A 26,999-nucleotide genomic window follows, 5' to 3' on the forward strand; every position below is an offset into this window, starting at 1 on the left:
ACCTGTTCGACACCCTCACCCACATCCGCTTCGCCGACCCACCCACCACACCCACCACCACCAGCAGCACCAGCACTGGCAGGAAGAAGCAGCGGCGGCGGTCGGCGTCGACCGTCGACAAACAACGCCGCCGCCAACAAGAACGCGACGCCAATCGAGCCGAACGCGAAACCGCCCAGGCCGCGCACGCAGCCGCCGCCGAACACGACCGCGGCACCGGTGACCCCGTCACATACTGGCGGATCCGCTCCCACCATCCGAGTCCCACCAGTCACACCCGTGACAACGAACCGTTACCGCAATACGACGACACCCCACCACCCTTCTAAACCATGCACATGCGGCGCTCAAACCGAACGCGACAACCCACCCGGAACTCCCGACCGCGGCCAAAAGTGCTGCGGCACAGTTCATCCCACACAGATGCGGCGGTCGGCGGCGACGGTCGACAAGCAACGCCGCCGTCAACGCGAACGCGAAACCACCGAAGCCGCGTACGCAGCAGCCGTCGAACGCGACCGCATCGCCGGCGAGCCCGTCACATACTGGCGTATCCGCCTCCCCGATACCACAAATCCCACCAGCAACATCCGTGACAACGAACCGTTACCGCAATACGACGACACCCCACCACCCTTCTAGAACCAGGCACCACACCGACGCTCAAACCGACCGCGACAGCGCATCTGTCTGTTCCGCACCCGCCCACCGCGAGCCTCCCGACCGCGGCCAAAAGCGCCGCAGCACAGTAAATCCCACAGGTGCGAGGGTCTCGACGCCCCCATCGAACACCCAGGCCCCAGTCGCCCCACCAGTTACAACGAATCGTTACATCGAACAACTCCCCCGAGCTCGCTTCGGTGGAACCGGCCGACTTTCGCTCACCGGTGGGAGGCAATGGGCTACAACACTGGTAGTGGCGTATCGCGGCTAAAGAGTTGTGTGATGTCGAAACCTCTCAACCACAACGACTTTCGACGGTCCGCGCCAATATCGGCGATGACACCCGGCAAGCGTCGCGTGTGCACCCTACGGATGCACACGCCTCGATGTTCGATACCATCACAGCTCGACGCGTGCGCTACCATCAAATGCATTGTGGTACAGGGGTTTCGACACGCTCGTCACTTCGACTCGGCTAGTACTACAGCCGTAGATCGGTGGTGGTGTGGTGTTGCGGCGTGTTTGCGCTGGTAGAGGCGACCGCCGGGGCATGATTTGAGGATTTGTGAAGAAACTAAATACGTCCGCGGCGGCCGCGGCTTTGAGGGTAGACCATGACCGGTGGACCGCACAGCTGGATGTGTTGATCGACGTGATCAGCCCGCGGTTCGCGCGCCGTGAGGCGGCTGGCAATGCGGCGGCGTTCATCGTGGGAGTGTTGTCGTCGTTGCAGTCGAAAAACTGTTGGACCATCGCGGAACTGTCGGGGCACAGATCACCGGACAGGTTGCAGCATGTGCTGTCCCGCGCGAAATGGGACGCCGACGACGTACGGCGGGATCTGCAGGCGTTGGTCGTTGATGCATTCGGATCCGGTGACGCGATCCTCGTCGTCGATGAGACCGGCGATCTGAAGAAGGGCACCAAAACTGTTGGGGTGCAACGCCAGTACACCGGTACGGCGGGTCGGATCGAGAACAGTCAGGTCGCGGTGTACCTCGCCTACGCCGGTAGCGGCGGGTATGGATTCCTTGACCGTGCCCTGTACCTGCCGCAGTCGTGGACCGACGATCCGACTCGGTGCGCACAGGCCGGGGTACCCGCCGATATCGAGTTCGCGACGAAACCCGCGTTGGCCGCGGGCATGATCGCCGACGCCCTCGATGCGGGCGTACCGGCCTGCTGGGTTGCCGGCGACGAAGTATACGGGGCAGACCCGACGCTGCGAACTATGCTGCCCGACAGGAAGATCGGCTATGTGCTTGGCGTGGCCGCCAACCGCACCGTCCCCACCGCCGGCGGTGACATCCGGGTCGACGAGTTGGCCGACGGGCTGCGTGCGCGGGCGTGGCGACGGCTGTCGGCCGGCGACGGAGCCACGGGCCGCCGCTGGTATTCGTGGGCCAGGGTCGCCACCACCGAGACACCCGACACCGGCACGTGCACGGTGCTGGTCGGTCGCAACGATCGCACCGGTGAGCTGGCGTACTACCGCTGCTACACCCCGCACCCGGTGGCACTGACCGCGCTGGTACGGGTAGCCGGGCGACGCTGGATTGTGGAGGAATCGTTTCAGTCGAGCAAGGGACTGACCGGGCTCGAGGAGCATCAGGTGCGAACCTGGACGTCGTGGCATCGCTGGACGATCCTGGTGATGCTCGCTCACGCATTCCTGGCCGTCGCCACCGCCGAGCAACGCACCCACGACACCGCCGACCGATCGCTGATCCGGTTGAGTGTCAACGAGTTCCGCCGACTATTCATCGCACTCTTACTGCCGCCAACCCAGTCAACCCGTCAACTCCTACGCTGGTCCCATTGGCGACGCAGGCACCAAAAACGCGCCCAACAATGCCACCAAAAACACAGAGCCACAACACAATAACCAAATCTACGACTGTAGTACTAGCGCTACTTCGACTCGGCTAGCGCCTCGCTCAGCACGGCGCTCGTCCGGCTCAACCAGCAGAGGGGCGCTTCGACCGGTGAAACCAGGTTGAGCGAGCGGAGCGAGTCGAAACCCGCCGGCCGGGTAATGACGCAACCCGCAGCGTCGCAGTGGTTTCGACTCGGCTTCGCCTCGCTCAACCAGCGGAATGCGGCGAAGCGGGGTGCGCGCAAAATATCAATACCATTAGCCTCGACACATTATTAGTCGCTTGAGGCCGCCTTTACGAGCAGCTCGAGAAGTGCGGTCCGCTCCGTGGTGTCCAATTTGCCGATGGTCTCCTCCAGTACAGACTCGACGACGCTGACACCGGCCTCAAAGGACTGCTCGCCCGACTTCGTCAGGCCGTGGCGAACGGCTCGGCCCGGGCCGTCGATGCGAACCAACAGGCCACGGTCGACCATGCGTCTGGCCAGCTCGCCCATCGATTGGTCGGTCTGGAAAGTCAGCACCGCGAGCGCGTGAAGAGTGGCGTCGGGCTGCTCATGCACGTGGCGCAGAACGTCCCACTGCACCAGTGAGAGTCCCACGTCGGCCAGACGACGGTTCGCCTCCCGATGGTGGATCCACTGGAGCCGCTTCACAGCCAAACCGATGTCCCGTAGACGAGTAGCCACGGAACGACTGTATCTCAGGTTCCTTGCATAGATCACGAAAGCTATATAAGGTTCCTTAGTATGAATCTGGATATCAATGGCACTCAGCTCACAGTCGCCGACCACGGCGACGGCTTCCCGATCCTGCTACTGCACGGCGGTGGTGGACCGCAAACCGTCGCCACCTGGGGCGAGGAGCTGGCCGAAACACGCGGCTTACGCGTGATCGTCCCGACGCATCCCGGATTCGCCGGGACGCCCCGACCAACCGAACTTCGCACCATCGGTCAACTCGCCGAACTCTACGTGCGGCTGCTTGACGCACTGGACGCGACGAATGTGCTGGTCGTCGGCAATTCCATCGGCGGCTGGATCACCGCGGAGATGGCGATCCTGGCCTCACCGCGCGTGCGCGGATATGTGATCGTCAACGGCACCGGAGTCGAGTCACCCGGAAACCCGGTCGCCGACTTCTTCAGTCTGACGCCCGACGAGATCGCACGGTACAGCTATGCAAACCCCGTCCGCTTCGGGCTCGACCCCACCAAGCTTGCGCCGGCCGCGCGGCAGATGATGACACAGAACCGAGCGACGCTAGAGATCTACGGGGGCACCACCATGACGGACCCGACCCTGGGCACGCGCCTTGCCACAGTCTCGACCCCGACGCTGGTGGTGTGGGGAGAAGCTGATCGAATCGCACCCCGCGCCATCGGCGACGCCTTCGTCGATTCGATTCCCGGGGCCGACTTCGAACTCATGCGCGATGCCGGTCACCTGCCCCAGATCGAACAGCCCACCGCCTTGGCCGACATCGTCGAACGCTTCGGTCTGCGGGTCCGTTAGTGAGATCCGGCCCTCACCGGACAGCGGCGACGATCTCCTCGACCGCGCCGCGCACCTTCGCCGCATCATCGGGCACCAGACCTATCCGCGTGCGACGTTCGACGACGTCGTCGAACGTCAGAGCGCCCTCGTGTGTCAGGGCGTACTCGATCTCCGCCCGCGTCACGTCGATTCTCTCAGCGATGGGCGATCCGGCGTCGGGAACTGTTGCGCTACTCAGGACCTTGGCCGACTCCGTCCCGAACCGCGCGACGAGCGATGCCGGCAACTCACCACGACTCGGACCGCCGGAAGCGCCGATCAGCGGCGTCGATGTGGTGATGCAGGGGCGCGAAACAAGTTGTGCCGCATCGACCGCGGCGTCGACGGCGTCCTGTGCCATCCGACGATAGGTGGTCAGCTTACCGCCGACGATGCTCACCAGCGTCGAATCATTCACCCGCACAGCATGTTTACGTGACACATCGGCGAGCGATCCGTCGCCGCCGCCGGAAGTGTCGATCAGTGGCCGCAGACCCGAATAGGTGCCGCGGATATCAGAGCGTGAAAGTGGTTGGCGCAGTGCGACGTTCACGGTGTAGAGCAGGAAATCGATCTCGTCGTCGTCGGGGGTGGGGACGTCGGGGATCTCTCCCGGTGCGTCGACGTCGGTCAGCCCCAAATAGACTCGCCCCAGCTGTTCGGGCATGGCGAAGACGAACCTGCTGATCGATCCGGCGACCGGAACCGTCAGTGCCGCAGTCGGATTGCCGAACGACTCGGCGTCGAAGACGAGATGCGTGCCGCGGCTCGGACGGATGCGCAACGTCGAGTCGACGTCGCCCGCCCACACCCCGGTGGCGTTGATGACACTTCGCGCCGCGACGTCGAAGCTCTCCCCAGTGCGACCGTCGGTGAGCGTCGCACCGGTTCCGGTGACGTTCGACGCCCGCGTGTAGGTGCAGACGGTGGCGCCGAAAACCGCTGCGGTGCGCGCGATTCCGACCACAAGCCGGGCATCGTCGATGAGCTGACCGTCGTAGGTACCCACGCCGCCGCGCAATCCGGCGCGCGCCACGGTCGGCGCCGCCTCGATCATCTGCGCGGCGCTGAGAGCTCCGGGACCGGGCAACACCGACGTCGGCGTCCGCGCGACCCGCCGCAGCACATCACCCGCACGAAAACCGGTGCGCACCAACTGCTTCGAGCGTCGGTCGCCGAAATCGGGGACCACCTGGTGCAGCGGCGAAATGAGGTGTGGCGCAATGGTCGTCATCAGGTGATGTCGTTCGATGGCGCTCTCATAGGCGATTGAGACGCTCGCCGACGCCAGGTACCGCAGACCGCCGTGGACCAGTTTGCTCGACCAGCGCGACGTCCCGAACGCGAGATCATTCGCTTCGACCAGCGCGACCGACAATCCCCGGGACGCGGCGTCAAGCGCTGTGCCGCAACCGGTTACGCCGCCACCGATGACGAGGACGTCGAGCGGTTCACGCCGCTCGGCGAGCTTCTGTAGGTCGGTGCGACGGCGCTGGGCGTTCAAAGCAGACATCAGGAGTTCTCCGGTTCGGGATAGCGTGGGCCGCGTAGCGGCCCCGACTGTGGGTTGTGCAGGTATGAGGCGAGGGCGTGATGCAGTTCGACGGTCCAGTCGTCGCCGAGGATCGGCTCGACGAGCGACCGCGACTGCACCGCGGACTGGGTGATCAACAGGACCATGGCGGCGAGTTTGTCGGGGTCGCCGGCGCGGACGTGACCGTCGCGCTGTGCGTCGGCGATGCCGTCGGCCAGCAGTCGCAGCAGGCCGCGTTGACTTTGGCCGAGCCGGTCGAACACGTACGGCGTCATGAAGTCGGAGCGCGCGGTCCACAGCACGGCGAACAGCTCGTCGTCGCGCATGGCGGCCGCGATGCGGACTACCTGATCGACGGTGGCGTCGAATCCGCGTCCGGTGCGTAGGGGCGTGGTCCCGGTGACGGCGTCGACGATCCGCCCGACTTCGCGCGTCATCAGGTCGCGCAGCAGGGCATCCATGTCGGCCCAGCGGCGGTACACCGTCGGGCGGCTGACGCCGGCTTCGCGAGCGACCTCGGCGAGGGTGACCCGACGACCCTGATGTCGCAGTACCGCGGCGCGGGTGGCGTCGAGAACGCGGTCGGCGATTTCGTCGCCCGCTGAGCTGGAAACACTCGAAGTGTCGTTACGGATTGACATAGTGTGTAACACTGTAGCTCATGACGAACTCATTCGCTGCCCGATTGCCACAACCGCCGATGAAATGGGATGCGTGGGGCGACCCCGAATCAGCCGCTCCGCTGTCCGACTCGATGTCGACACTGATCCGGGGGATGCTCGGCGTCGATGCCGAACCCGCCGCACCGCGAGAGCCCGCCGACGTCGAACTTTCACCATCGCGTCTCACCGCCGCCGACATCGATGCGTTGAGCGGGATCGTCGGGCCGGAGTGGGTCTCGGCCGACGATGCCGACCGACTGCCTCGCGCCGGCGGAAAATCAACGCTTGACCTGCTGCGGCGACGCCGGGCCGGGCAAGACGCGCCCGACGCCGTGGTGCTGCCGGCCGACACCGGCGAGGTGGCCGCGATCCTCGAGTGGTGCTCCGCCAACGGCGTCGCGGTGGTCCCGTTCGGCGGTGGAACGAGTGTCGTCGGCGGACTCGACCCGCTGGCCGGACCATTGCGTGCGGTGATCAGCGTCGACCTGCGTCGGCTCGATGCACTGATCGCGCTCGACGAGGTGTCGGGCATCGCGACGCTCGGCGCAGGCATGACCGGACCCGCGGCGGAGGCCGCCCTGGCCGAGCGCGGATTCTCGCTGGGCCACTTCCCGCAGAGCTTCCGTTTCGCGACGATCGGCGGTTTCGCGGTGACGCGGTCCTCGGGCCAGGCGTCGGCGGGTTACGGGCGCTTCGACGACATGGTCATCGACCTCACCCTCGTCTCCCCCGCCGGCGTGCTCACCGTCGGGCGCGCGCAGAAGTCGGCCGCCGGGCCCGACCTCCGGCAGCTGATCATGGGATCGGAGGGCACCTTCGGCATCGTGACCGCGGTTTCGGTTCGGGTCCACCGGCTGCCGGCGACGACCGGCTACGAGGCGTGGCGCTTCGACTCCTTCGCCGCGGCCGCGACGGCGTTCCGGACGCTTGCTCAGGAGGGCGTCATGCCGACGGTGCTGCGCGTCTCCGACGAGGCCGAGACCGCCCTCAACCTGGCGCGACCCAGTGAAATAGGCGAGGCCAACTCCGACGACGCGCTGCCCGCCGGCGGCTGCCTGGCCATCACCACCTTCGAAGGGTCGCCGACCGCAGTGGCCGCGCGGATGAGCGTGACACGCGAAATCTTCACTGCCGCAGGAGGATTGTCGGGCGGCGAGGGGCCGGCCCGCAGCTGGGAGCACGGCCGCTTCAACGCGCCCTATCTGCGCGACGCGCTGCTCGACATCGGCGTCGGCTGCGAGACCCTGGAAACTGCGACCGTATGGTCGAAGGTCGACGCTGTGAAGGCCGCCGTCACAACGGCTTTGACGTCGGCGCTGCCGGAGCCGACGGTCGTGATGTGCCACATCTCGCACACTTACGCGGCGGGTGCATCGTTGTACTTCACCGTCGTATACCGCCAGGAGGGCGATCCGATCGCCCAGTGGTCGGCGGCGAAAACCGCTGCGTCGCAGGCGATGAGCGACGCCGGGGCGTCGATCACCCACCACCACGCGGTCGGCGTCGACCACAAGCCGTGGCTGATCGCCGAGGACGGCGAGCTGGGCATCGCGGCACTCGCCGCGGTGAAACGCGTATTCGATCCCGCCGGCGTGTGCAATCCCGGCAAACTGATCTGATGAGTCACATCAAAAAGATTGCGCTGCTGGTCAATCCGCATTCGCGGCACGGCCTCGGGGTACGGGTCGCCGAGCACGCACAGCGCGGGTTCGCCAATCGCGGTGTCGCCGTCGAGGTGCTGACCGGATCCGACGCCGTCGACGCCGAGCGACTCGCCGTCGACGCCTGCAACTCCGACGACATCGACGCGGTGGTCGTGGTCGGGGGCGACGGCAGTATCCGGCTCGCGCTCGACGCTGCCGTCGCAGCGGGCGGCACGACGCCGATCGGTGTGATTCCGGCGGGCAGCGGGAACGACCTCGCGCGGGCCCTGCGCCTTCCGATCGACGACGTCAGCGCCGCCGTCGACGTGATCGTCGGAGGCGGCGTGACGCGCATCGACCTGGGGCGGGTGACGCTCGACGGCGGGGCCACGACCACCTTCGTGACCGTCGCCGCAACGGGATTCGACGCCGATGTCACGGCGCGCGCGGTGTCGATGCGGTGGCCGAAAGGACAGTCGCGCTACACGCTCGCCGCCGCGCGGGAGCTGATCGGGCTCGGTCCGCGGCGGTATCGGATCGTCGTCGACGGGGAACCGAAGGTCGACGCCGACGTCGTGTTCGCGGCCGTCGGCAACACCCGGTCGTACGGCGGTGGGATGCTGGTGACGCCGGATGCGTCGTTGACCGACGGGCAACTGGATGTCACGCTCGCCGCCTACCAGCGTCGGCTCGGGCGGATCACCATCGCACGGATCTTCCCGCGAGTGTTCACCGGAACCCACGTGGAGCACTCGCTGGTCCGCCAGTTGCGCGGAGCGCGTATCGAAATCAGTGCTGAGCCAACGGCTTTGGTATCCGTCGACGGCGACGTCGTCGGGTCGCTGCCCGCGGTCTTCGATGTGCTGCCGTCTGCGGTCGGGGTGCTGACGGCGGGGTAGGCCGCTACTCCGGAACTGCTTCCGCCGTCCGCTCGGCCCACCATTGTTTCAGCGCCGCCTCGGCTTCGTCGCGGTCCATGGGGCCGCGATCCAGCCGCAGCTCCTTGAGGTACCGCCACGCCTGCCCTACCTGCGGGCCCGGTGGCAGCCCGAGCAGCTGCATGATCGCGTTGCCGTCGAGGTCGGGCCGCACCCGGTCGAGGTCCTCGGCTTCCTTGAGCACCGCGATGCGCCGCTCGAGGTCGTCGTAGGTCTCCTGCAGCTTCCGGGCCCGGCGCTTGTTGCGGGTGGTGCAGTCGGCGCGAACCAGCTTGTGCAACCGGTCGAGCAGGTCACCGGCGTCGGTCACATAGCGGCGCACCGCCGAATCGGTCCAGCGGCCGTCGCCGTAGCCGTGAAACCGTAGGTGCAGAAAGACCAGCTGCGCGACGTCGTCGGTGACGGCTTTCGGGTACTTCAGTTCCCGGAGTCGTTTGCGCACCATCTTCGCCCCGACCACCTCGTGGTGGTGGAAGCTGACGCCGCCGTTGGGCTCGTGGCGTCGGGTGGCGGGTTTGCCGATGTCGTGCAACAGCGCAGCCCACCTCAGCACGAGGTCGGGGTCACCGGTTTCCAGGTCGATCGCCTGCTGGAGCACGGTCAGCGAATGCTGGTACACGTCTTTGTGCTGGTGATGCTCGTCGATGGTCAACTTCATGCCCGGGATCTCCGGCATGATGCGATCGGCAAGGCCCGTCGCGACCAGCGCGTCGACGCCCTCGATGGCGTGTTCACCGCAGATCATCTTGTCGAGCTCGACGGCGATGCGTTCGACGGTGATCCGGTCGATCTCCTCGACCATCGCACCGATGGCGTCGAATGTCCGCGGTGCCAGCCGGAAACCCAGCTGCGCGACGAAGCGCACCGCGCGCAGCATCCGCAGCGGGTCGTCGCCGAAGGACTGCTCCGGTGCAGCCGGGGTGTCGATGACACCGGCGAGGAGTGCGGTCATCCCGTCGAGCGGATCGATGAAATCCTGCGCGCCGTCGGCGGTGATCCGCACCGCCATCGCGTTGATGGTGAAGTCGCGGCGCACCAGATCGCCGTCGAGGTTGTCGCCGAAGGTCACCGTGGGGTTGCGTGACACCTGGTCGTAGGTGTCGGCGCGGTAGGTCGTCACCTCGACGATCGCGCGGCCCTTGCGCGCACTCACCGTGCCGTACTCGATGCCGGTGTCCCAGACGGTGTCGGCCCAGCCGTCGAGGAGTTCCTTGATGCGCTCCGGCCGGGCGTCGGTGGTGAAGTCGAGGTCCTCGCTGAGCCTGCCGAGCACGGCGTCGCGCACCGACCCGCCGACCAGGTACAGCTCGTGGCCGGCCGCGGTGAACAGCTCGCCGAGTGGATTGAGTACGTCGGATTCCGCGCGCAGCGCCACCGCGGCGGCAGCGAGCAGCCGAGTACGGCGTTGTGCGGGATCATTCACGGTCAGACAGCTTACCTGGGGACCCGCCTACCTCCCCAAACGTGCAAATGTGCAGGTCCGGCCGCCAAGAGTGGCGGTCAGACGCTGCCATCATCGAGCGCGACAGTCTCAGGTGCGACACTCACTAGCCCTTCCAGGCAAACGGAAGGTGTCCAACGACTAGCATTCAAAGCGTGTCCGCCGAACCGTCCAGCTCACATCGAGGCGTCGACGCCGACGCCGATGCGGGCCCGACCTCTGCGGGCAGGCCTCATCGGGGTCGACGTCGTCGTGGGCGTCGTCCTGCCCAGTCGGGGTCGTCGAATCCCGCGGTGATCAGCAGCGTTGACACGTCGCCCGACCAGAAGCCGCAGGTCAACGGCAATGCGCCGAAACCTGGGCCGCCACCCGGACGCGTCGCCGCCCGACCACCCAAGCCGTCGGATCTGACCGGACCGCGCAGCGTCGTCGAACCTGCGCCTGCGCCCAAACCGGGCCCGCCCAAGCCTGCTCCCGCGCAGTCGAAGCAGACCGTCGACCAACCGGCGCGGCCCAAGCCCGGCCCACGCGGCCCCCGCCCCGACAAGAATCGCCGCCGTCGGAACAGAAAGCCCGTCGACGTCGAACCGGCGACCGTGGAAGCGGATGTCGGCGAGCCGGTCAACGGCCGACCGCGCAACCCCAAACTGCGTACCGTCCGCGAGACATCCGCGGGCGGCCTCGTCATCTCGACCTTCGGCGAGCCGTTCACGGAGTTGTCCGCGGCGCTGATCGGCCGTGTCGACCGCCGCGGTCGGATGATGTGGTCGTTGCCCAAAGGGCATATCGAGACCGGCGAGACCGCCGAGCAGACCGCGATCCGGGAGATCGCGGAGGAAACCGGCATCACCGGGTCAGTCGTCGCGCCGCTGGGCAAGATCGACTACTGGTTCGTCAGCGAGGGTCGTCGCATCCACAAGACGGTCCACCACTACCTTTTGCGCAGCTTGGGCGGCGAACTGTCCGACGCAGACTACGAGGTGGCCGAGGTCGCCTGGGTCCCGTTGACGGAACTGCCCCGCCGACTCACGTATTCTGACGAACGTCGCTTGGCACGGATGGCCGAGGGAGTCATCGCCGACTTGACGGCCGATCCCACCCGATTGGCGCAGTCCGAAGCCGAGAGCATTCGTACCGAACCCAATGCCTATGAACGAGCCGCCGCCGCACGCAATGAGCGTCGCAACGATCCGCCGACACCGGCGCGATCGCGTCGACGCCGCCGTCGCGGACGTCGCAGCCCGTCATCGGATGACTGATCGGACGCGGGCGCGGGTCCGGCGCATCACCTCCACGACGTTTTCGCTCATCGCGGTCATCGTTCTCGCCGTGGCCGGACCGCTGTTGGCCGGGCTGAACTCGCAACTCGCGGCCACCGCGTCGGCGGCACCGAGCGGCGAAACCACCGCACGATTCGCCAAGGTGTCCATCGAATCGGTGACACCCAGCATGGTCACCACCACGAGCAGACCGGTCGTGACCATTGCGGGCGAGGTCACCAATACCAGCGACCGCGACCTCACCCAGCTCAGCATCCGGATGCAGCGCGGACAGCGAGTCGCCGACGCGGCCGGACTGCGCACCTCGTTGGCCGCCGACGCCGCGACGTTCGAACGGTCCGGCCCCTTCGTCAACGTCGCCGACAGACTGGCGCCCGGCAAGAGCACGGCCTTCACGCTGTCGATGCAGCTGTCCGGCGCAACCGGACTGGGCATCGAGTCGACGGGGGTCTATCCCCTGCTGGTGAACCTGAATGCGGTGCCCGCATACGGGGTCATGGCCCGCGTCGCCGACTCCCGGACCCTGCTGCCGGTACTGTCGCTCCCGCCCAACGCCCAGCGGGCACCCGCGGACAGCGACGTCGGGCAGGACTCGACGACCGGCGACGTCGGCACCGACGGTTCCGTCGCCGCGGATATGAGCGCACCGGCGTCGTTGACGATGCTATGGCCGCTGGCCGCGCCGCCGCAGATGGCGCCCGGCCGAGTCGGCGGCTCGCAGCCGCGCCTGATCAGCGAAGACCTCGCGCATTCGCTCGCCGCCGGCGGCCGGCTGCGGACCCTGCTCGACAGCGTCTCGACCGCGGCGGGACTGCCCGACCAGACGCCGGACACGTCCGACGGGCCGGGGTCGTCGGCGCCGCCGTCGTCGACCACGCCGAGTGTCGCGCCCACCCCGTCGAAGCTGCAGCAGGCGATCTGCCTCGCCGTCGACCCCGACCTACTGGTCACCGTCCGTGCCATGACCGGCGGTTACGTGGTCACCAGCAACCCCGCCGACCTCGACGCGCCGACGACCCCCGGCACCGGCTCCGACGACGCCGCCGACTGGCTGCACGACCTCACCCAGGTCGCGTCGCGGCTGTGCGTCGTCGCGCTGCCGTTCGCCGGCGCCGACCTCGATTCGCTGCATCAGGTCGGCAACGGCGCACTGTCGGAATCAGCGCTGACATCGCCCGCCGACATCGTCGACTCCATCCTGGGCGTCCGGAGCATCCGCGGCCTCGTCGTGCCCTCGATCGGCGCGATCACCACCGACGGTGCGACGGTGCTGGCGGCGAACAAACTGTCCAATGCCGTCACGTCGGCGTCGTCGCTGGCGGGCGGCGGGTCGTCGGCCGGTCAATACCGCGTCGGCAACCTGCGGCTGCAGAGCTACGACGCGCCGATCAGCGCCGCGCTCGGCGGCATCGGGACGCACCCACTCACCCCGGTCCTCACTCCGCACGACCAGAAGGTCGACCTGGCCGACGAGTCGGCGGTGAGTCGACGACAGTCGGCTCTCGCCGCGATCGCCTACCCGAGCATCGCCGTTCCGGTGTCGAAGCCGGCCGATCCGACGTCGGGCCAGGCGGCGAGCCCCGCCGACGCCGAGCCGACCGTCGGGCGATCGGCGCTGCTCATGCCACCGAACTTCTGGTCGCCGAGTACCGCCGACGCCGACGCGCTGCTGTCGTCGGCGACGCTGCTCCTCGAGGCGGGCGTGGCGAATCCGACTCCCCTGACGAAGGTCGTCCAGCAGTTGGAGGGGGAGGTTCCGCAGAACGCTCGCCTGGTCGAGCCGAGCGGGACGATGCTCGCCGCCAACCGCGGCTGGCTGCCGTCGGCGGGCACGTCGAGTGACATCTCGGCCGACGCCACGCTCAGCTGGCAGCTGCAGGCATCGTTCGTCAGCAGCACCGACGTCAACTCGTCGCCGGAGACCTACCTCGCGCCGATCCGCGCCGATCTGCTGCGTGGGCTGGGCAGTCCGTCGCAGGATACGTCGATGGACCGCATCTCCTTGCGCGCCGACCGCACCCTGCGCGTCGCGGCGGTCGGTGAGGCGCTGTCGCGGATGCGGTCGTCGGTCACCCTGCTCGACCCGGGCGGGCGCTACACGCTGGTCTCCGAACGCAGTCCGCTGCTGCTCGTCGCGCGCAACGACCTCGACCTTCCCATCCGCGTGCGGCTGGACACCATCGCACCGGCGGAGCTCAACATCGACGACGTCGGTGTGATCGAGATCCCGGCGCGTGGTACCCGCCAGGTTCAGCTGCCGACGCGTGCGCAAACATCGGAGTCGATGTCGGTGCAGATCGCGTTGGTGACGAGCACCGGAGTCGGTGTGGGAACCCCGATCAGCCTGTCGGTGAATTCCAACGCCTACGGAAAGCCGCTGTTCATCGTCACGCTGGTGGCCGGTGTCGCGCTGGTTCTGCTGGTGGTCCGTCGCCTCTGGCACCGCTTCCGCGGTCAACCGGACAAGGCCGACGCCGACCGTCCCGAAGCAGACGAGGCGACGAAGGCATTGGCCGCCACCGACTACGAACATCGACTTGCGCAGGAAGCCGAACGTGATGCACTGGAGAACGGCCATCAGGAAGGAGGGCACGAATGAGTGACCGGCAGCCACCCGGACGTCCCCTTCGTCCGCGCCCACCGCAACAGCCTGGACCGCAGCCGGGTCCCGGTTTCACGCCGTTGTCCGGACCGGTCGGCGATCGCCCGCCGCTGGCAGGCGGACGCGGCGATCCGCACGGCGCCCCGATGCGCGGCATGCCGGAGCGGATTCCGCCACGTCAGGCCGGCAATCCGGGACCCCGTCCCAATCCGCCGCGCCCGCCCGGCCCCCGATCGGCCCCGGCGCAGCGCGGTTCCGTCGCCGCGCAGATGACCCCGCAGACGCACGACGACGCCGCGCCGCCGACCGAGTCCACCCCGGATTCGTCGATCCTGAAGACCAGCGGCTCGATCGCCATCGCCACCCTGATGAGCCGGATCACCGGCTTCATCCGCACGGTGCTGGTGCTGGCGATGCTCGGCGCCGCGGTGTCCTCGGCGTTCCAGGCGGCCTACGTGCTGCCGAACATGGTCGCCGAGGTGGTTCTCGGTGCCGTCCTCACCGCGATCGTCATCCCGGTTCTGGTCCGCGCCGAAGCCGAAGACGCCGACGGCGGCGCGACGTTTATCAACCGCATCTTCACGCTGACGGTGACCCTGCTCGGCGCCGCGACGATCGTCGCCTTGATCGGTGCGCCGGTATTGACCTACCTCAACGTCGGAAACGGCGACGTCAATCGATCACTGGCTACCGCGCTGGCCTATCTGCTGCTGCCGGAGATCCTGTTCTACGGTCTGTCCGCCCTGTTCATGGCGATCCTCAACGTGAAGGGCTATTTCAAGCCGGGTGCGTGGGCACCGGTGCTGAACAACTTCGTGCAGATCGCGACGCTGGTCATCTACGCGGTGCTGCCGGGCGAGATCACTCTCAACCCGGTCCGGATGAGCAACCCGCAGATCCTGGTGCTGGGCATCGGCACCACCGTCGGTGTGATCGTGCAGGTCGCGGTGCTCATTCCGTACCTCAAGCAGGCCGGCGTGAAGCTGCGTTGGGTCTGGGGCATCGACGACCGGCTGCGTCGCTTCGGCAACATGGCCCTCGCGGTCATCGTGTACGTGGCGATCCTGCAGGTCGGCCTGATCATCACCTACCGCATCGCGGCGTCGGCCGCGGCGTCGGGCATCAGCGTGTACGCCACGCACTGGCAGCTGCTGCAGCTGCCCTACGGCGTGCTGGGCGTGACGATCCTGACCGCGATCATGCCGCGGCTCTCGCGCAACGCGGCGTCGAACGACACCAACTCGGTGATCGACGACCTGTCGCTGGCTACCCGGTTGACGATGGTCGCGCTGGTCCCGGTGGTGGCGTTCATGACCTTCTTCGGACCGGCCATCGGTCTGGCGGTGTTCAACTTCGGGCAGTTCGACGCCGCCGTCGCCTCCCAGCTCGGTTCGGTGCTCGCCTGGGGCGCCTTCACCCTGATCCCGTACGCGATGACGCTGGTCCAGTTGCGGGTGTTCTACGCCCGCGAGGACGCCTGGGCCCCGACGCTGATGGTCCTCGGCATCACCGCGATCAAGGTCGGCTTGTCGTATCTGGGGCCGGTGCTGTTCGACGACCCCGACCTCATCGTTCGCTGGCTGGCCCTGTCCAACGGCGGCGGCTACCTGATCGGCGCGATCGTCGGGCATTTCCTGCTCCGCAAACGGCTCGGCAACGTGGCGATGACGAATGTGACGCGCACCAGCGTGCTGTCGATCGTCGTCTCGGTGGCCGCCGCGGGCCTGACCTATCTGCTCGCCGACGTCTCCGGCCTGCATCGCCTGGCCGTCGACACCGGCAAGATCGGGGTGCTGGCGTACCTGATCCTCACCGCGATCGTCGCACTCGGACTGTCCTATGCGGGACTGGCCGTGCTCAAGGTGCCCGACGTCGTCGCGATTACCGTCAGCGTGCGCCGAATGCTGGGCCGATTCATTCCCGCGCTGGCCCCGGCAAGTGTTCCCGAGCCCGAGAACATCGCCGAGATGACGATTCAATTTCCGCGCATCAGTACCGAGGAATCGGTGCCGTACTCTGGTCAGGTACAAGTTTTGCGGCGCTTCGACCGCGGGACGTCGACCTGGCAGTCTTACTCCGTCCACAGTGGCGGCGCGGCGGGGACCGGCGCACTGCGTCTGGCGCCGCAGCAGGGGATGTCCAGCCCACCTGACATGAGGTATCGCAGGAGAGGAGTTCGGGGTATGAGCGACGGTGACGTCGAAACCGCGAACAAGACTGAAACCGTTAACTCTTCAAACGATGCCGTACCGCCCAGTCCGGCGCCGACGCCGGTGGGCAAACCCGCCCCCGCCACACCCGACGCCCCCCGTCCCCGCGGCCCGCGGCTGGTTCCCGGCGCGGCGGTCGCGGGCGGACGCTATCGGCTCCTCGACAATCACGGCGGCACACGCGGACTCCAGTTCTGGCGGGCCCTGGACATCAACCTCGACCGTGACGTCGCGCTGACCTTCGTCGACGCCGAGCAGCTCGCGGCTCCGCCGACGCCCGGCGCCAAGACCGACACCCGCGAAGAGGGGCCGCAGGCCGTCCTGTCGCGGACGCTGCGGCTCGGTCACGTCAACTCCTCGGGCGTCGCCCGGGTGCTCGACGTCGTGCGCGGATCGTCGGGCGGAATCGTCGTGACCGAGTGGGTGCCCGGTTCGTCGTTGCGCGAAGTCGCCGAATCGACGCCGTCGCCGGTCGGCGCGGCCCGTGCCGTGCGCGCGCTGGCCGCCGCCGCCGAGGCGGCCCACCGCAACGGCGGCGCACTGTCGATCGACCATCCCGACCGCATCCGCATCTCCACCGACGGCAACGCCGTGCTGGCTTTCCCCGGCACCCTCGTCGGTGACGACAAGGCATCTGACGTGCGAGGACTCGGCGCCGTCCTGTACGCGCTGTTGCTCGCGCGGTGGCCGCTCGACGGCGAGACCGGATCGAAGATCGTCACCACCAACGACAAGCTGGGTTCGGTCGGCGGTCTGCCGCCCGCCATCCCGGACAGCACCGGCAAGCCCGTCGAACCGCGCGAGGCGCGCTCCGACGTCCCGTTCGAGATCTCCGCCGTCGCCGCTCGTGCCCTCGACGGTGACCGTGGCATCCGCACCGCGGGCACCGTGCAGCATGTGCTCGACCAGGCGACCGTCGTCGACCTCAAGACCGACATGCTGCCCGCCGTCGACGGCGGACCCGAGCCGGTTGCGGTGACCCGCAGCGACCGGCTCTCGCCCGGGCGTGACACCGACGAACCCGAACGCAAACGCAACGTCGGGCTGATCGTCGGTTCGGCATTGCTGACGCTGATCGTGGTGGTCGCCCTGATCGTCTGGCTGTCGAACATGCTCGGCGGCAGCAGCGGTCCGACCAACATCGACACCATCATCACCACCTCGACGTCGGGTCAGGCGCAACAGCCGGCCGCGGGGCCGATCTCGCTGACCAACGTCAGTGTCGTCGACTTCTCCGATCAGACCCCCGATCCGTCGACCAATGTGTCCAATGTGATCAGTGGGCAGCAGCCGTCGTGGCGGACCGACAACTACCGCACGACGTCGGACTTCGGCGGGCTCAAGAAGGGCCTGGGGTTGATGTTCAACCTCGGTGGATCCAAGACCGTCAAGACGGTGACCATCAAGACCACCACCCCGGGATTCAACGTCCAGTTGCGGACCGCGCCGTCGCCGACGGCCACCCTCGATCAGACGAAGGTCGTCGGATCCGGCGACGTCATCAGCACCACCACCAACCTGCCGGTGCCCAACGCCGCGGCCAGTCCGTACTTCCTGGTGTGGATCACCGACCTGCCCAACGGCCCCGACGGCGGCTACCAGGCGGTCATCAGCCAGGTGTCGATGAGCGGCTAGGCCCGCGTTCGATGCCCGATACCGAACTGCCCGATACCGAACTGCCCGACGGTGCCGTCCGCGGTGACGACGGCCTGATCCGTGCCGCGTGGGGCGCGCAACCGGGCCCGCTGCGCGATTACTACGACACCGAGTGGGGCATACCCGTCGTCGGTGAGTCGGCACACTTCGAACGCCTTGCGCTGGAAGGGTTTCAGTCCGGCCTGTCCTGGGCGATCATCCTGCGCAAACGGCCCGCGTTCCGCGAGGTCTTCGCCGGATTCGACGCCGACGTCGTCGCGGCGATGACCCCCGACGACGTCGAACGACTCCTGGGTGACGCGCGAATCGTGCGTAACCGCAAGAAGATCGAGGCCGCGGTGAGCAACGCGCACGCGGTGATCGCGCTGCGCGACGAGGGCGGCCTGGAGAAGTTCCTCTGGTCGTTCAAGCCCGACGACACGCCGCGCCCGACGACGACGGCGGACGTCCCGACCACCTCCCCGGAGTCGGTAGCCTTGTCGAAAGCTTTGCGCAAGAAGGGGTTTCGATTCGTCGGCCCGACGACGATGTACGCCTTGATGGAGGCGATCGGTATCGTCGACACCCATCTGCTGGTGTCGCACCGCCGCGGGGCGTCGGGTGTCTGGGACTAAAGCGGTGCGGGAGTAGGGCTCACAGCTTCTCCCCCGCATCGGCCACCCCGTCGCCGTCGCGATCGATGAGGACGTAGTCGAAGCGGCCGTCGCCGTCGGTGTCCAGATAGACGCGGCCCGCGCTGCGCGCATCGCCGTCGCGGCGCACCTCGGTGGCCTTCGCGTCGACGGTGCCGTCGTCGTCGAGGTCGTAGGTGACGTCGGGTGCGTCGGCCGGTGGCGGCACTCGCGGCGCGGGCGACGTCGGCTTCTCCCACAGTCCCGACCCGCCGTCGGCGAAGAAGGCGTCGGGTACCCCGTCGTCGTCGAGATCGAGGGCGGCCACGTCGGCGACACCGTCGCCGTCGGAGTCCCACATGGCGTCGTCGACGCGGCCGTCACCGTCGAAGTCGAGGAGGACGGCGTCGGGCGTGCCGTCGTGGTCGAGGTCGGCGTCGGGCGCGGCGAACCAATGCGTGCTCGGCCCGGTGCCGGTGCCGAAGAAGTAGTCGATGACGTGGTCCACCTCATATTGGACGCAGCGCAGCGGCGTCGGGTTCCATCTGATTTCCGACTATTCTCATCACCATGTTCATCAGTGAGCTCGGCGAGCGGTGGCATGCCGCGCGCATCGACCCGACGATCACCCATCTCGACTCCGCCTCGGCAGGCCGGTCGTCGAATTCCGTCATCGAGACCATCACCGAACATCTGTGGCGTGAGTCCAAACGCGGCTCGTACGTCGCGCTCGACGACGTCTACAACGAACTGCTCGACGGCCGCAACGCGCTCGCCGCGCTGCTCGGCACCACCGGCGATCGGATCGTCTACCGGGACAGTGCGCGTGCGGCGTTGCGGTCGCTGCTGTCGGCCTGGAATCTGCCGATCGCGACGACGGTCTGGGTCGCGAAGAACGAGTTCGGCGCCAACCTGATCGAATTCGAGCGGCGCGGCTTCGCGGTGCGCACCCTGCCCGACGCCGACGTGTACGGACGTGTCGACGTCGATGCGCTGGAAAACATGCTGCAGTTCGAGCAGCCGCAGTTCATTCACGTCTGTTACATCGGATCGGCCAGCGGCGTGGTGCAGCCGGTGGCGAAGATCGTCGACGTCGCACACCACGCGGGTGTGCCCGTCGTCGTCGACATGGCCCAGGCCGTCGGCCACGTCCCGACCGTCACCGGCGCCGACTTCGCCTATGGCACCAGCCGCAAGTGGCTGACCGGCCCGCGCGGCGTGGGATTCGTTGCGGTACAAGAGAAATCGCTGCGACCGCTCGCCCTCGCGGACCTCGAGGTCGGCACCGACGCCGGGTATATCGCCGGCCGACTGGGCTTGGGACGCGCCGTCGCCGAACTGACGACGATCGGTGCGGCGAAGGTCTACGGCGAACTGGCCGACGTCGGGCGCGCGACCCGCGAGCGGATGCATGGCATCGGCAGCTGGGAGGTCGTCGAGCCGCTCGACGAGGCGTCGGCGCTGGTGACCCTCGCCCCGCCGCCGGGCTGGCAGGCCGGCGACGTCGCCGCGGCTGCCGCACATCTGCGCAACACCGGAGTGCTCGTCACCGCGGCACACGCCCAGCGTGCGCCGTTGGCGATGGAGAATTCCGTGTTGCGCTTGAGCCCGCATCTGGATGTCACGCGCGAGCAGTTGGATCGGGTGGCGAACGAATTGCGGACGATGGGGTACTGATTACAGCGTGGCCAGCGCCCGGTTGGCGGCGTGGTAGCCACACATGCCGTGGGCGCCCGCGCCCGGCGGGGTAGCCGCCGAGCACAGGTACACGCCGTCGATTCCGGTGTGGTACGGATCGACCGCTACTCGTGGTCGAAATACCAACTGCCGCAAATCATTTGATCCACTCACCACGTCACCGCCGACATAGTTGGCGTTGTAGCGAGACATTTCGGTGGTGCTGCGCACGTAGGTGGCTTCGATGGCGTCGGCGAACCCCGGCGCGAACTGCTCGATCCGCGCGATGATGGCCGCGGTCGCATCACCGGTGTAGCCGGCAGGTACGTGTGCATAGCTGTACAACGGATTGAGCCCGTCCCGCGAGCGACTCGGGTCGGCGAGATACTGCTGACCGACCAGCACGAACGGGCGCTCCGGCATCCGGCCCCGCACGACGTCGCGCTCGCTCGCCGCCATCTCGGCGAATGACCCGCCGAGGTGAATGGTGCCGGCCCGACGGGCCGGTCGATATGTCCACGGAACCTCACCGCGCACCGCGAAATCGACCTTGAAGACGCCGGGCGCGTGCCGATAGCGGCGGTAGGCGCGCTGGACGTTCGCGGGCATCGCCGCTGCGCAGATATCGGCCGCGGCCGCCGGAACCGTATCGAGCATCACGATGTCGGAGTGGCCGAGTTCGCCGAGTGCGGTTACCCGACGCCCGGTCTCGAAACGGACGCCCCGCTCGGTCGCGCGCGCCACGATCGCGTCGCGGATGGACTGGGAACCGCCCTGCGCGACCACCCAGCCGAATCGATGCGCAGCCGTGGTCAGCGCCACTCCGATCGCACTCGACGCGAGCGAGGTGAACGGCCGGAACGCGTGCGCGGCGACTCCACCGAACAATGCCCGCCCGGCCTCGGTGTCGAACCATCGGGCCACCACCGCGGCCGGCAGACCAGACGGAACGCCGAACCGCGCGAGATGAATCGGGTGCCGCGGCACGTGCAGCATCGGCTGCAGAAACTCCTCGGCGATGGTGTCGAACCGATCGGTCAGCGGACCGAACAGCGTCGCCCAGCGCGGGTCGCCGATCGTCGCGGCGGTGTCGGCGGGTGAGTGCAGCGCGACGGCGCCGTCGGAACCGTCGAGGGGATGCGCGAACTCGGCCGGCGCGGCCAACCAGCGAAGTCCGGCCCCGGTGAGGTCGAACCTCGCCGCGAACTCCGAGCCGAGCGCGAGCGGGTGAAAGCCGGCGCAGTCGTCGTGGATCAGACCGTCGACGGTGAGTTCGGAAGAGCGGATGCCGCCGCCGAGGGTGGCGGCGGCTTCGATCACCGTCACCTGCACGCCGGCGTCGGCGAGGGTGAGCGCGGCAGCGAGCCCGTTGGGCCCGCTGCCGACGACGACCGCTGTGGTCACTCGACGACCTCGGTGTTCGTCGCCCGCCACGTCACCTGATGCGGGATGGGTCCGTTGGGCAGCCAGGGCTGCTCGTCGATCAGATCCTTCACCTGCCAGGTGCCACGTTCGATGATGCCGAGTGCGGCGTCGATCACCTTGTACTCCTGATAGTTGCGGTGGATGGGCTGCGACTCGACCCACACTACGACCAGTTCGCCCGGAGCCAGATTCAGCCGTCGCTGGATCGCGGCGATGAGGCGCTCGTCATGCAGGTGGCCGTCGCCGAAGTTCCAGCCGACCAGCAGGTTCGCGGCGACCTCGCCCTCGCGGACCGTGTAGCGGTCGATGTCTTCACCGAGTTGCCTGCTGAGCACCGACAGCACGCCGCGCCCCTGACTGTGCATCGCCCGCCACGCGACGAACAGGGACATGGTGAGATCGGCGAGATCGTCGGTGTAGCCGAGTGCCTTGAGCTGACGGTCGTGCGACTGGACCGGGATCGGCAGTTCGTTCAGACGATCCTCGACGCCCGGAGCGAAGGCCCAGACCGCCGACGCCCAGTTGCCGGCGTACTGCCGCATCGACGGCAGGAACGACACCAGATCGGGACGAAGGTTGCCCAACACCGGGAAGAAGAACAATGCGATGACCACGACCGGCAGCATCCATGCCTGGGAGAAGTCGAAGACGCCGTAACCGTCACCGTTGGGGAAGCCGAGGAACAGGCAGATCGCGATATAGCTGAACAGCAGGTTCCACTCCAGGGGGACGGCGAGCGGGAAGGTGGAGATGATGAACAGGTGGAATCCGACGATGCCGACCAGGCAGACGACGGTCAACCACTTGTTGGTGCTGAACAGCAGTAGGAGCGGAAGAATCAATTCGACGGTGGTACCCATCACGTGAGCCATGAATCCGGCGAGCTTGGACGGCAACAGATCGTTCGGCGCATTCCGATAGTGCGCGAGGCGCGACCACTTCGGCATGAACGGCGCATTCGACACCATCGGCGGAATCACATTGGTGAAATGCACGCCGAATTTCGACACCGCGGCACCGACCCACACGATGACGATGATCAGTTTCCCGGCGATGATGAAATCACTGAATTCGAACAGGAACGGAAACACCGCGGAGATCACGAAGATCGGAATGTACTGTTCGCCGCGGGCCGCGAGGAAGATGACCTTGTCGCGCAGGCCGAGGAGAGTCAGCAGAACCGCCGGAATCGCCATCAGAATCGGATTGACCAGATGCTGGTTGGTGGCATCGCCGGCGATCTGCGCCAGCGAAGAGCAGTATTCTCCGGGCAGCACCAGGGCCACCGCCAGACTGATCAGCACCGCTGCGTACAGCACCGCGTCGCCGACGGTCCGCGTATCGCCCGCGGTTCCCGGAACCTTCGATCCCCACGGTGGCAGTCGCAGCGTGCCCGGTCGCAGCCAGTAGCGCGCGCCGCCGTAGAACGGCTTGAAATGGCCGGTCAGCGGTCCCCAGGCGCCGCCGACGCCGATCACCTCGAGCAAAGCCACCCACAGCACCAGCTTCTGGTACATGATCGGCTCGTTCCACCACTTCTGCACCTCCCACGGTGCGCCGACGTCGGACGTCAGGGTGGTGATCACAATTCCGACGATCAGGGTCAATCCGAAGAGTTTCACCAGGTAGATGGTGTGCAACATCTTCGCGCTGCCGAATCCGTTCTCGGCCCAGAATCCGGTGAGCACCTTGAGGCGTTCGAAGAACGGTCGGGTGCGGAACTCCGCGGGATCGACCTCCGGCAGGGTCGGCGTTTTGAACGGCATGATCAGGATCCTTTCTGGGTGCCGGCGAGCGTGCCGGTGAGTTCTTGTCGAGTGCGCAGGGTCGGTTTGTCGATCTTGCCGACCGGATTCTTCGGAATGACGTCGAGAACGTGGAAGGCCACCGGAACCTTGAACTTCGCAAGGTGGTCGTAGCAGGTGGCGCGCAATTCTTCGACGTCGATCTCGACGCCGGGATAGGGCGCGACGAAAGCCACCGGCACCTCGCCGAGTACGGCGTCGGGTGCCCCGACTACGGCGACTTCCAATACGCCGGCACAACCGGCCAGCACGTTCTCGATCTCTTTGGGATAGATGTTCTCGCCGCCCCGGATGATCATGTCTTTGATTCGGTCGACGATGCGCAGGTAACCGTCGGCGTCGAGGATGCCGATGTCACCGGTGTGCAGCCAGCCGTCGCGGACGGTGTCGGCGGTGGCCTCGGGTCGGCCCAGGTAGCCGGCCATCACGTTGCCGCCCTTGATGACCACCTCGCCGCGTTCGCCGTGGGGCAGGATCGCGCCGTCGGGGTCGACCACCTCAACGCGCGTCCCGGGTATCGCCGGCCCGACCGTTCCGACCTTGCGCTGACCGTTCATGGGGTTGGTGGTGGCGACGCAGGTGCACTCGGTGAGTCCGTAGCCCTCCAACAGGGGGAAGCCGAGTGTCGTCTCGGCGGCGACCAGTAGCTCTTGCGACGCCGGCGCGGCGCCGCAGTAGGCGTATTTCACCGAGCTGAGGTCGGCGTCGGCGGCATGTGCCACCAGCATCGCGTAGATCGCCGGCACCCCGGAGAAGAACGTCGGGCGCCATCGCGCCACGGCGTCGACGAATCCGTCGACGGTGAACTTGGGCAGAATCGACAGCTGAGCACCCGACCGGTAGGGCATGAGGAAGCTGACGAACAGTGCGTTCGCATGGAAGAGCGGCAGGAACAGCAGGCAGTGGTCGTCGACGCCGAGTTCGTTCAGCTCGATCAACGAACCGGTCAGCGATTCGATGTTGCGGTGCTCCAGCATGACGCCCTTGGGGCGTCCGGTGGACCCGCTGGTGTAGATGAGCATCGCGAGGTCGTCGGCGCCGGTCGTCGGTGCGGGCAGCGTGCGGGCCGGTTCGCGTCGCAGATCGGCGACGTCGATGGTTCGACGGCCGTCGAGGGAGATGCCGTCGACCACGACGACAGCGGCAGCGGCGTCGTCGAGCTGATAGCCCGCTTCGTTCGCGGTGAACGCCGGGTTGAGCGGCGTCGCGGCGGCCCGCAGCCGCCATGCCGCCACAATCGCGATCAACAGCTCGACGCGGTTGCGCATCATGATTCCCACGACGTCGCCGGACCGCACGCCTTCCTCGGCGAACTGCTCGGCGACCGCCTCCACCCGGTCGGCGAACTGCGCGTAGGTCAACTCCTGCGCACCGTCGCGGACCCACGGTCGGGCGGCGTAGTCGTCCGGCTGGAGCCACGGGAGGTAGTCGAGTGTCGGCATTGCTTCTCCTTCGCTGTGATCTGCGTCAACGCTATTGGCGAGCATGAAGAAGATCACTGTCTCCGCGGACCAATCCTCGTCGGCCCGACGCTGCCGATAACTGCGATACGGGTCGCCTGGCATTCGGTAGGTTGTGCTGATGGAACAGTCCGACGCCGTGCGAGCCGTGCTCGCCGCAGCCGCCGGCGCGCTGGTGGAACCCATCGACCGCATCGTCATCGAGATGACGGAGCTGCTGTTGGACGAGATCCCCGCGCTGCCCGGCGACGCCGAGATGGTCGCTTCGTTACGGTCGAGCGTGCGCAGCAACGTGCACACCGGAACGATCCTGCTCCGCGGCGACATCGGGCTCGCCGACGTCGTCATCCCCGACGGCGCGCGGGAGTACGCGCGGGCACTCGCCCAGCGCGGCGCGTCGGTGACCGCCCTGACCCGGGCCTATCGGTTGGGTCAGCAGATGTTCATCGATCGCACGATCGACGCGTTGGCCCGGCAGACGACGCGGCCCGCGCTGCTCACCGCAGCCACCCATCTGCTGATCGAGCTGAACTTCGGCTACATCGACCGGATCAGCGAGAGTGTGATCGACGTCTATCAGGCGGAGCGCGAAGTCTGGCTGTCGCACCGGCGCACCGAGCGGGCCGCGGTTCTCGAGCGCCTGCTCGGCGCCCACGCGCCCGACCTCGCCATGGCCGAGGCGACCATCGGCTACCGCCTACGGCGCCGACATCTCGGACTGGTCGCCTGGACCGACGAAACCAGGGCCGAGTCCTCCCGACTGGCCGAACTGGAGGCGGTGGTCGCGACGTTGGCCGACACCGCCAACGCCATCGACGAGCCACTCGTGTGGTTGCGTGACACCTCGACGTTATGGGCGTGGCTCCCGGTGCCGAGCGACACGACGATCGCGTTCGGCCGGTTCGACGACGCCCTGGCCGAGCTCGCGGAGGGAATCCATGTGGCACTCGGTGTGCCGGCGTCCGGACCGGCGGGGTTCCGCGATTCCCATCGCGACGCGGTCCGAGCCGCGCGGGTGGCCTCGACCGGCGAGCCGAAACCGCGGCTGACCTCGTACGCCGACACCGGCGTCCGCACCGCCGCACTGCTGGCCGCCGATCTCGACGAGGCCCGCAGACTGGTCGTCAGCACCCTCGGCGACCTCGCGGTCGACGACCCGGCGACGGCGGTTCTACGCGATACCCTTGCGGTCTACTACGAGGAGAACGGCAGTCACCTGGCGGCTGCGGCCCGCCTGCACGTCCACAAGAACACGGTGAAGTATCGGATCACCAAGGCCGCCGAATTGCGTGGCCGACCCGCCGACGTCGATCGCCTCGACGCGCAGTTGGCCTTGATCGCCACCCGATTCCTGGGGTCGGCGGTACTGCGGTAGCGAACGCACCGGGACAGTGCCGCTTACCTACCCATCGTCAGAACGTCGCTGACGAGCAATCGCGCGTACGCCTCGTCGATCGGCAGCCCGAACACCGCGTGGTGGTAGAGCGGGGCGATCACGTGGTCGAGGACTTGGCGGACCTGCGGCGTCGCTTCACCGCGCTGCTCGGCTCGATCGATCATCTCCGCGGCCTGGGTGGTCCGGATGGCCCAGCACGGACACCCTTCGACGATGCCGTCGCGGGCGGCGACCATCGCGCGCAGGTACGACCGCCGGTGCGGCTGGGTGATGTCGGCGGCGATGATGGCCGCCCATTCGGAGAGATCTCCGACGAGGGTCCCGGTGTCGGGGAGGGGTTCGTCGCGGGTCAGCGCGGCGACGGCGACCTCCTCGAGCAGTACGTCGATAGTGCCCCAGCGCCGATAGATACTGGTCGCGTTGACGCCCGCCGCCTCGGCGACCTGCGGGATCGTCATGGTCTCGCGGTGCCCCTCGCTCACCAGGGTGCCGACCGCTCGGTAGACGGTGTCGCGGACGCGAGCACTGCGGCCGCCGGGGCGCTTGCGTGGTGCTGTCGTCGTAGTCATGAGACCATTATTGCAA

General features: G+C 67.4%; 20 protein-coding genes. 11 read left to right on the forward strand and 9 right to left on the reverse strand.

Features of this window, described 5'->3' with window-relative positions; all coding sequences use genetic code 11:
- Both HH308_RS19505 and HH308_RS19510 read left to right on the forward strand, forming a co-directional pair.
- Window positions 1–329: hypothetical protein (locus HH308_RS19505; RefSeq protein WP_376767239.1), on the forward strand; the 329-nt coding region annotated here is incomplete at its 5' end.
- A gap of 980 nt (window positions 330–1,309) precedes the next feature.
- A complete protein-coding gene (locus HH308_RS19510; RefSeq protein WP_170195999.1) occupies window positions 1,310–2,548 on the forward strand; it encodes an IS701 family transposase in 1,239 nt (412 codons plus the stop codon).
- Window positions 2,549–2,814: 266 nt separating this feature from the next.
- Here HH308_RS19510 and HH308_RS19515 read toward each other — a convergent pair whose 3' ends face one another.
- Window positions 2,815–3,228: a MarR family winged helix-turn-helix transcriptional regulator gene (locus HH308_RS19515; RefSeq protein ID WP_170195916.1), complete on the reverse strand. Its 414-nt coding sequence runs from the start codon at window positions 3,226–3,228 to the stop codon at window positions 2,815–2,817.
- Window positions 3,229–3,288: 60 nt separating this feature from the next.
- Here HH308_RS19515 and HH308_RS19520 point away from each other — a divergent pair, with 60 nt between their 5' ends.
- Window positions 3,289–4,053 carry an alpha/beta fold hydrolase gene (locus HH308_RS19520; RefSeq protein ID WP_170195917.1) on the forward strand — a complete coding sequence of 255 codons (765 nt, stop codon included), beginning with the start codon at window positions 3,289–3,291 and terminating at the stop codon, window positions 4,051–4,053.
- 13 nt (window positions 4,054–4,066) lie between these two features.
- Here the strand turns inward: HH308_RS19520 and HH308_RS19525 are convergent, their stop codons facing one another.
- On the reverse strand, window positions 4,067–5,587 hold the full coding sequence (locus HH308_RS19525) for a glycerol-3-phosphate dehydrogenase/oxidase (protein ID WP_170195918.1): 1,521 nt from the start codon (window positions 5,585–5,587) through the stop codon (window positions 4,067–4,069).
- A complete protein-coding gene (locus HH308_RS19530) occupies window positions 5,587–6,249 on the reverse strand; it encodes a TetR/AcrR family transcriptional regulator (protein WP_170195919.1) in 663 nt (220 codons plus the stop codon). Before HH308_RS19530 ends, HH308_RS19525 begins: the two co-directional genes overlap by 1 nt.
- A 20-nt stretch (window positions 6,250–6,269) precedes the next feature.
- On the opposite strand from HH308_RS19530, the gene HH308_RS19535 reads away from it, so the two are divergent.
- Both HH308_RS19535 and HH308_RS19540 read left to right on the forward strand, forming a co-directional pair.
- Window positions 6,270–7,889 carry an FAD-binding oxidoreductase gene (locus tag HH308_RS19535; protein ID WP_170195920.1) on the forward strand — a complete coding sequence of 540 codons (1,620 nt, stop codon included), beginning with the start codon at window positions 6,270–6,272 and terminating at the stop codon, window positions 7,887–7,889.
- Window positions 7,889–8,812, forward strand: a complete 924-nt coding sequence (locus HH308_RS19540) for a diacylglycerol kinase family protein (RefSeq protein WP_170195921.1) — start codon at window positions 7,889–7,891, stop codon at window positions 8,810–8,812. Before HH308_RS19535 ends, HH308_RS19540 begins: the two co-directional genes overlap by 1 nt.
- A 4-nt stretch (window positions 8,813–8,816) precedes the next feature.
- Here the strand turns inward: HH308_RS19540 and HH308_RS19545 are convergent, their stop codons facing one another.
- Window positions 8,817–10,274 carry a CCA tRNA nucleotidyltransferase gene (locus tag HH308_RS19545; protein WP_170195922.1) on the reverse strand — a complete coding sequence of 486 codons (1,458 nt, stop codon included), beginning with the start codon at window positions 10,272–10,274 and terminating at the stop codon, window positions 8,817–8,819.
- 173 nt (window positions 10,275–10,447) lie between these two features.
- Between HH308_RS19545 and HH308_RS19550 the strand changes: the two genes are divergently transcribed.
- From HH308_RS19550 to HH308_RS19565, 4 genes are read left to right on the forward strand one after another with little or no spacing between them, the layout of a single operon-like run.
- A complete protein-coding gene (locus tag HH308_RS19550; RefSeq protein WP_170195923.1) occupies window positions 10,448–11,551 on the forward strand; it encodes an NUDIX hydrolase in 1,104 nt (367 codons plus the stop codon).
- A complete protein-coding gene (locus HH308_RS19555) occupies window positions 11,544–14,171 on the forward strand; it encodes a DUF6049 family protein (RefSeq protein WP_170195924.1) in 2,628 nt (875 codons plus the stop codon). Before HH308_RS19550 ends, HH308_RS19555 begins: the two co-directional genes overlap by 8 nt.
- Entirely contained in the window at window positions 14,168–18,019 is a 3,852-nt protein-coding gene (locus HH308_RS19560) for a murein biosynthesis integral membrane protein MurJ (protein WP_170195925.1), read from the forward strand. The genes HH308_RS19555 and HH308_RS19560 overlap by 4 nt, the downstream gene beginning before the upstream one ends.
- Before the next feature lie 11 nt (window positions 18,020–18,030).
- Complete coding sequence (locus tag HH308_RS19565) at window positions 18,031–18,654, forward strand: DNA-3-methyladenine glycosylase I (RefSeq protein WP_170195926.1); 624 nt, start codon at window positions 18,031–18,033, stop codon at window positions 18,652–18,654.
- Window positions 18,655–18,673: 19 nt separating this feature from the next.
- Here the strand turns inward: HH308_RS19565 and HH308_RS19570 are convergent, their stop codons facing one another.
- Entirely contained in the window at window positions 18,674–19,159 is a 486-nt protein-coding gene (locus HH308_RS19570; RefSeq protein ID WP_170195927.1) for a hypothetical protein, read from the reverse strand.
- 62 nt (window positions 19,160–19,221) lie between these two features.
- Here HH308_RS19570 and HH308_RS19575 point away from each other — a divergent pair, with 62 nt between their 5' ends.
- Window positions 19,222–20,328: an aminotransferase class V-fold PLP-dependent enzyme gene (locus HH308_RS19575; protein ID WP_170195928.1), complete on the forward strand. Its 1,107-nt coding sequence runs from the start codon at window positions 19,222–19,224 to the stop codon at window positions 20,326–20,328.
- Here the strand turns inward: HH308_RS19575 and HH308_RS19580 are convergent, their stop codons facing one another.
- Genes HH308_RS19580 through HH308_RS19590 form a run of 3 tightly spaced genes read right to left on the reverse strand, consistent with a single transcriptional unit; the run spans window position 20,329 to window position 25,000 of the window.
- Complete coding sequence (locus HH308_RS19580) at window positions 20,329–21,732, reverse strand: phytoene desaturase family protein (RefSeq protein WP_170195929.1); 1,404 nt, start codon at window positions 21,730–21,732, stop codon at window positions 20,329–20,331.
- Window positions 21,729–23,519 carry a DUF3556 domain-containing protein gene (locus HH308_RS19585; RefSeq protein WP_170195930.1) on the reverse strand — a complete coding sequence of 597 codons (1,791 nt, stop codon included), beginning with the start codon at window positions 23,517–23,519 and terminating at the stop codon, window positions 21,729–21,731. Before HH308_RS19585 ends, HH308_RS19580 begins: the two co-directional genes overlap by 4 nt.
- Before the next feature lie 2 nt (window positions 23,520–23,521).
- Window positions 23,522–25,000 carry a class I adenylate-forming enzyme family protein gene (locus tag HH308_RS19590; protein ID WP_170195931.1) on the reverse strand — a complete coding sequence of 493 codons (1,479 nt, stop codon included), beginning with the start codon at window positions 24,998–25,000 and terminating at the stop codon, window positions 23,522–23,524.
- 139 nt (window positions 25,001–25,139) lie between these two features.
- On the opposite strand from HH308_RS19590, the gene HH308_RS19595 reads away from it, so the two are divergent.
- Window positions 25,140–26,393, forward strand: a complete 1,254-nt coding sequence (locus HH308_RS19595; protein WP_170195932.1) for a PucR family transcriptional regulator — start codon at window positions 25,140–25,142, stop codon at window positions 26,391–26,393.
- Between the two features lie 23 nt (window positions 26,394–26,416).
- Here the strand turns inward: HH308_RS19595 and HH308_RS19600 are convergent, their stop codons facing one another.
- Window positions 26,417–26,983 (reverse strand): TetR/AcrR family transcriptional regulator, encoded by a 567-nt coding sequence (locus HH308_RS19600; protein ID WP_170195933.1) that lies wholly within the window; start codon window positions 26,981–26,983, stop codon window positions 26,417–26,419.
- Window positions 26,984–26,999 lie beyond the last annotated feature (16 nt).

Origin of the sequence: Gordonia asplenii, assembly GCF_012933505.1 — a bacterium.
Classification (GTDB): domain Bacteria; phylum Actinomycetota; class Actinomycetes; order Mycobacteriales; family Mycobacteriaceae; genus Gordonia; species Gordonia asplenii.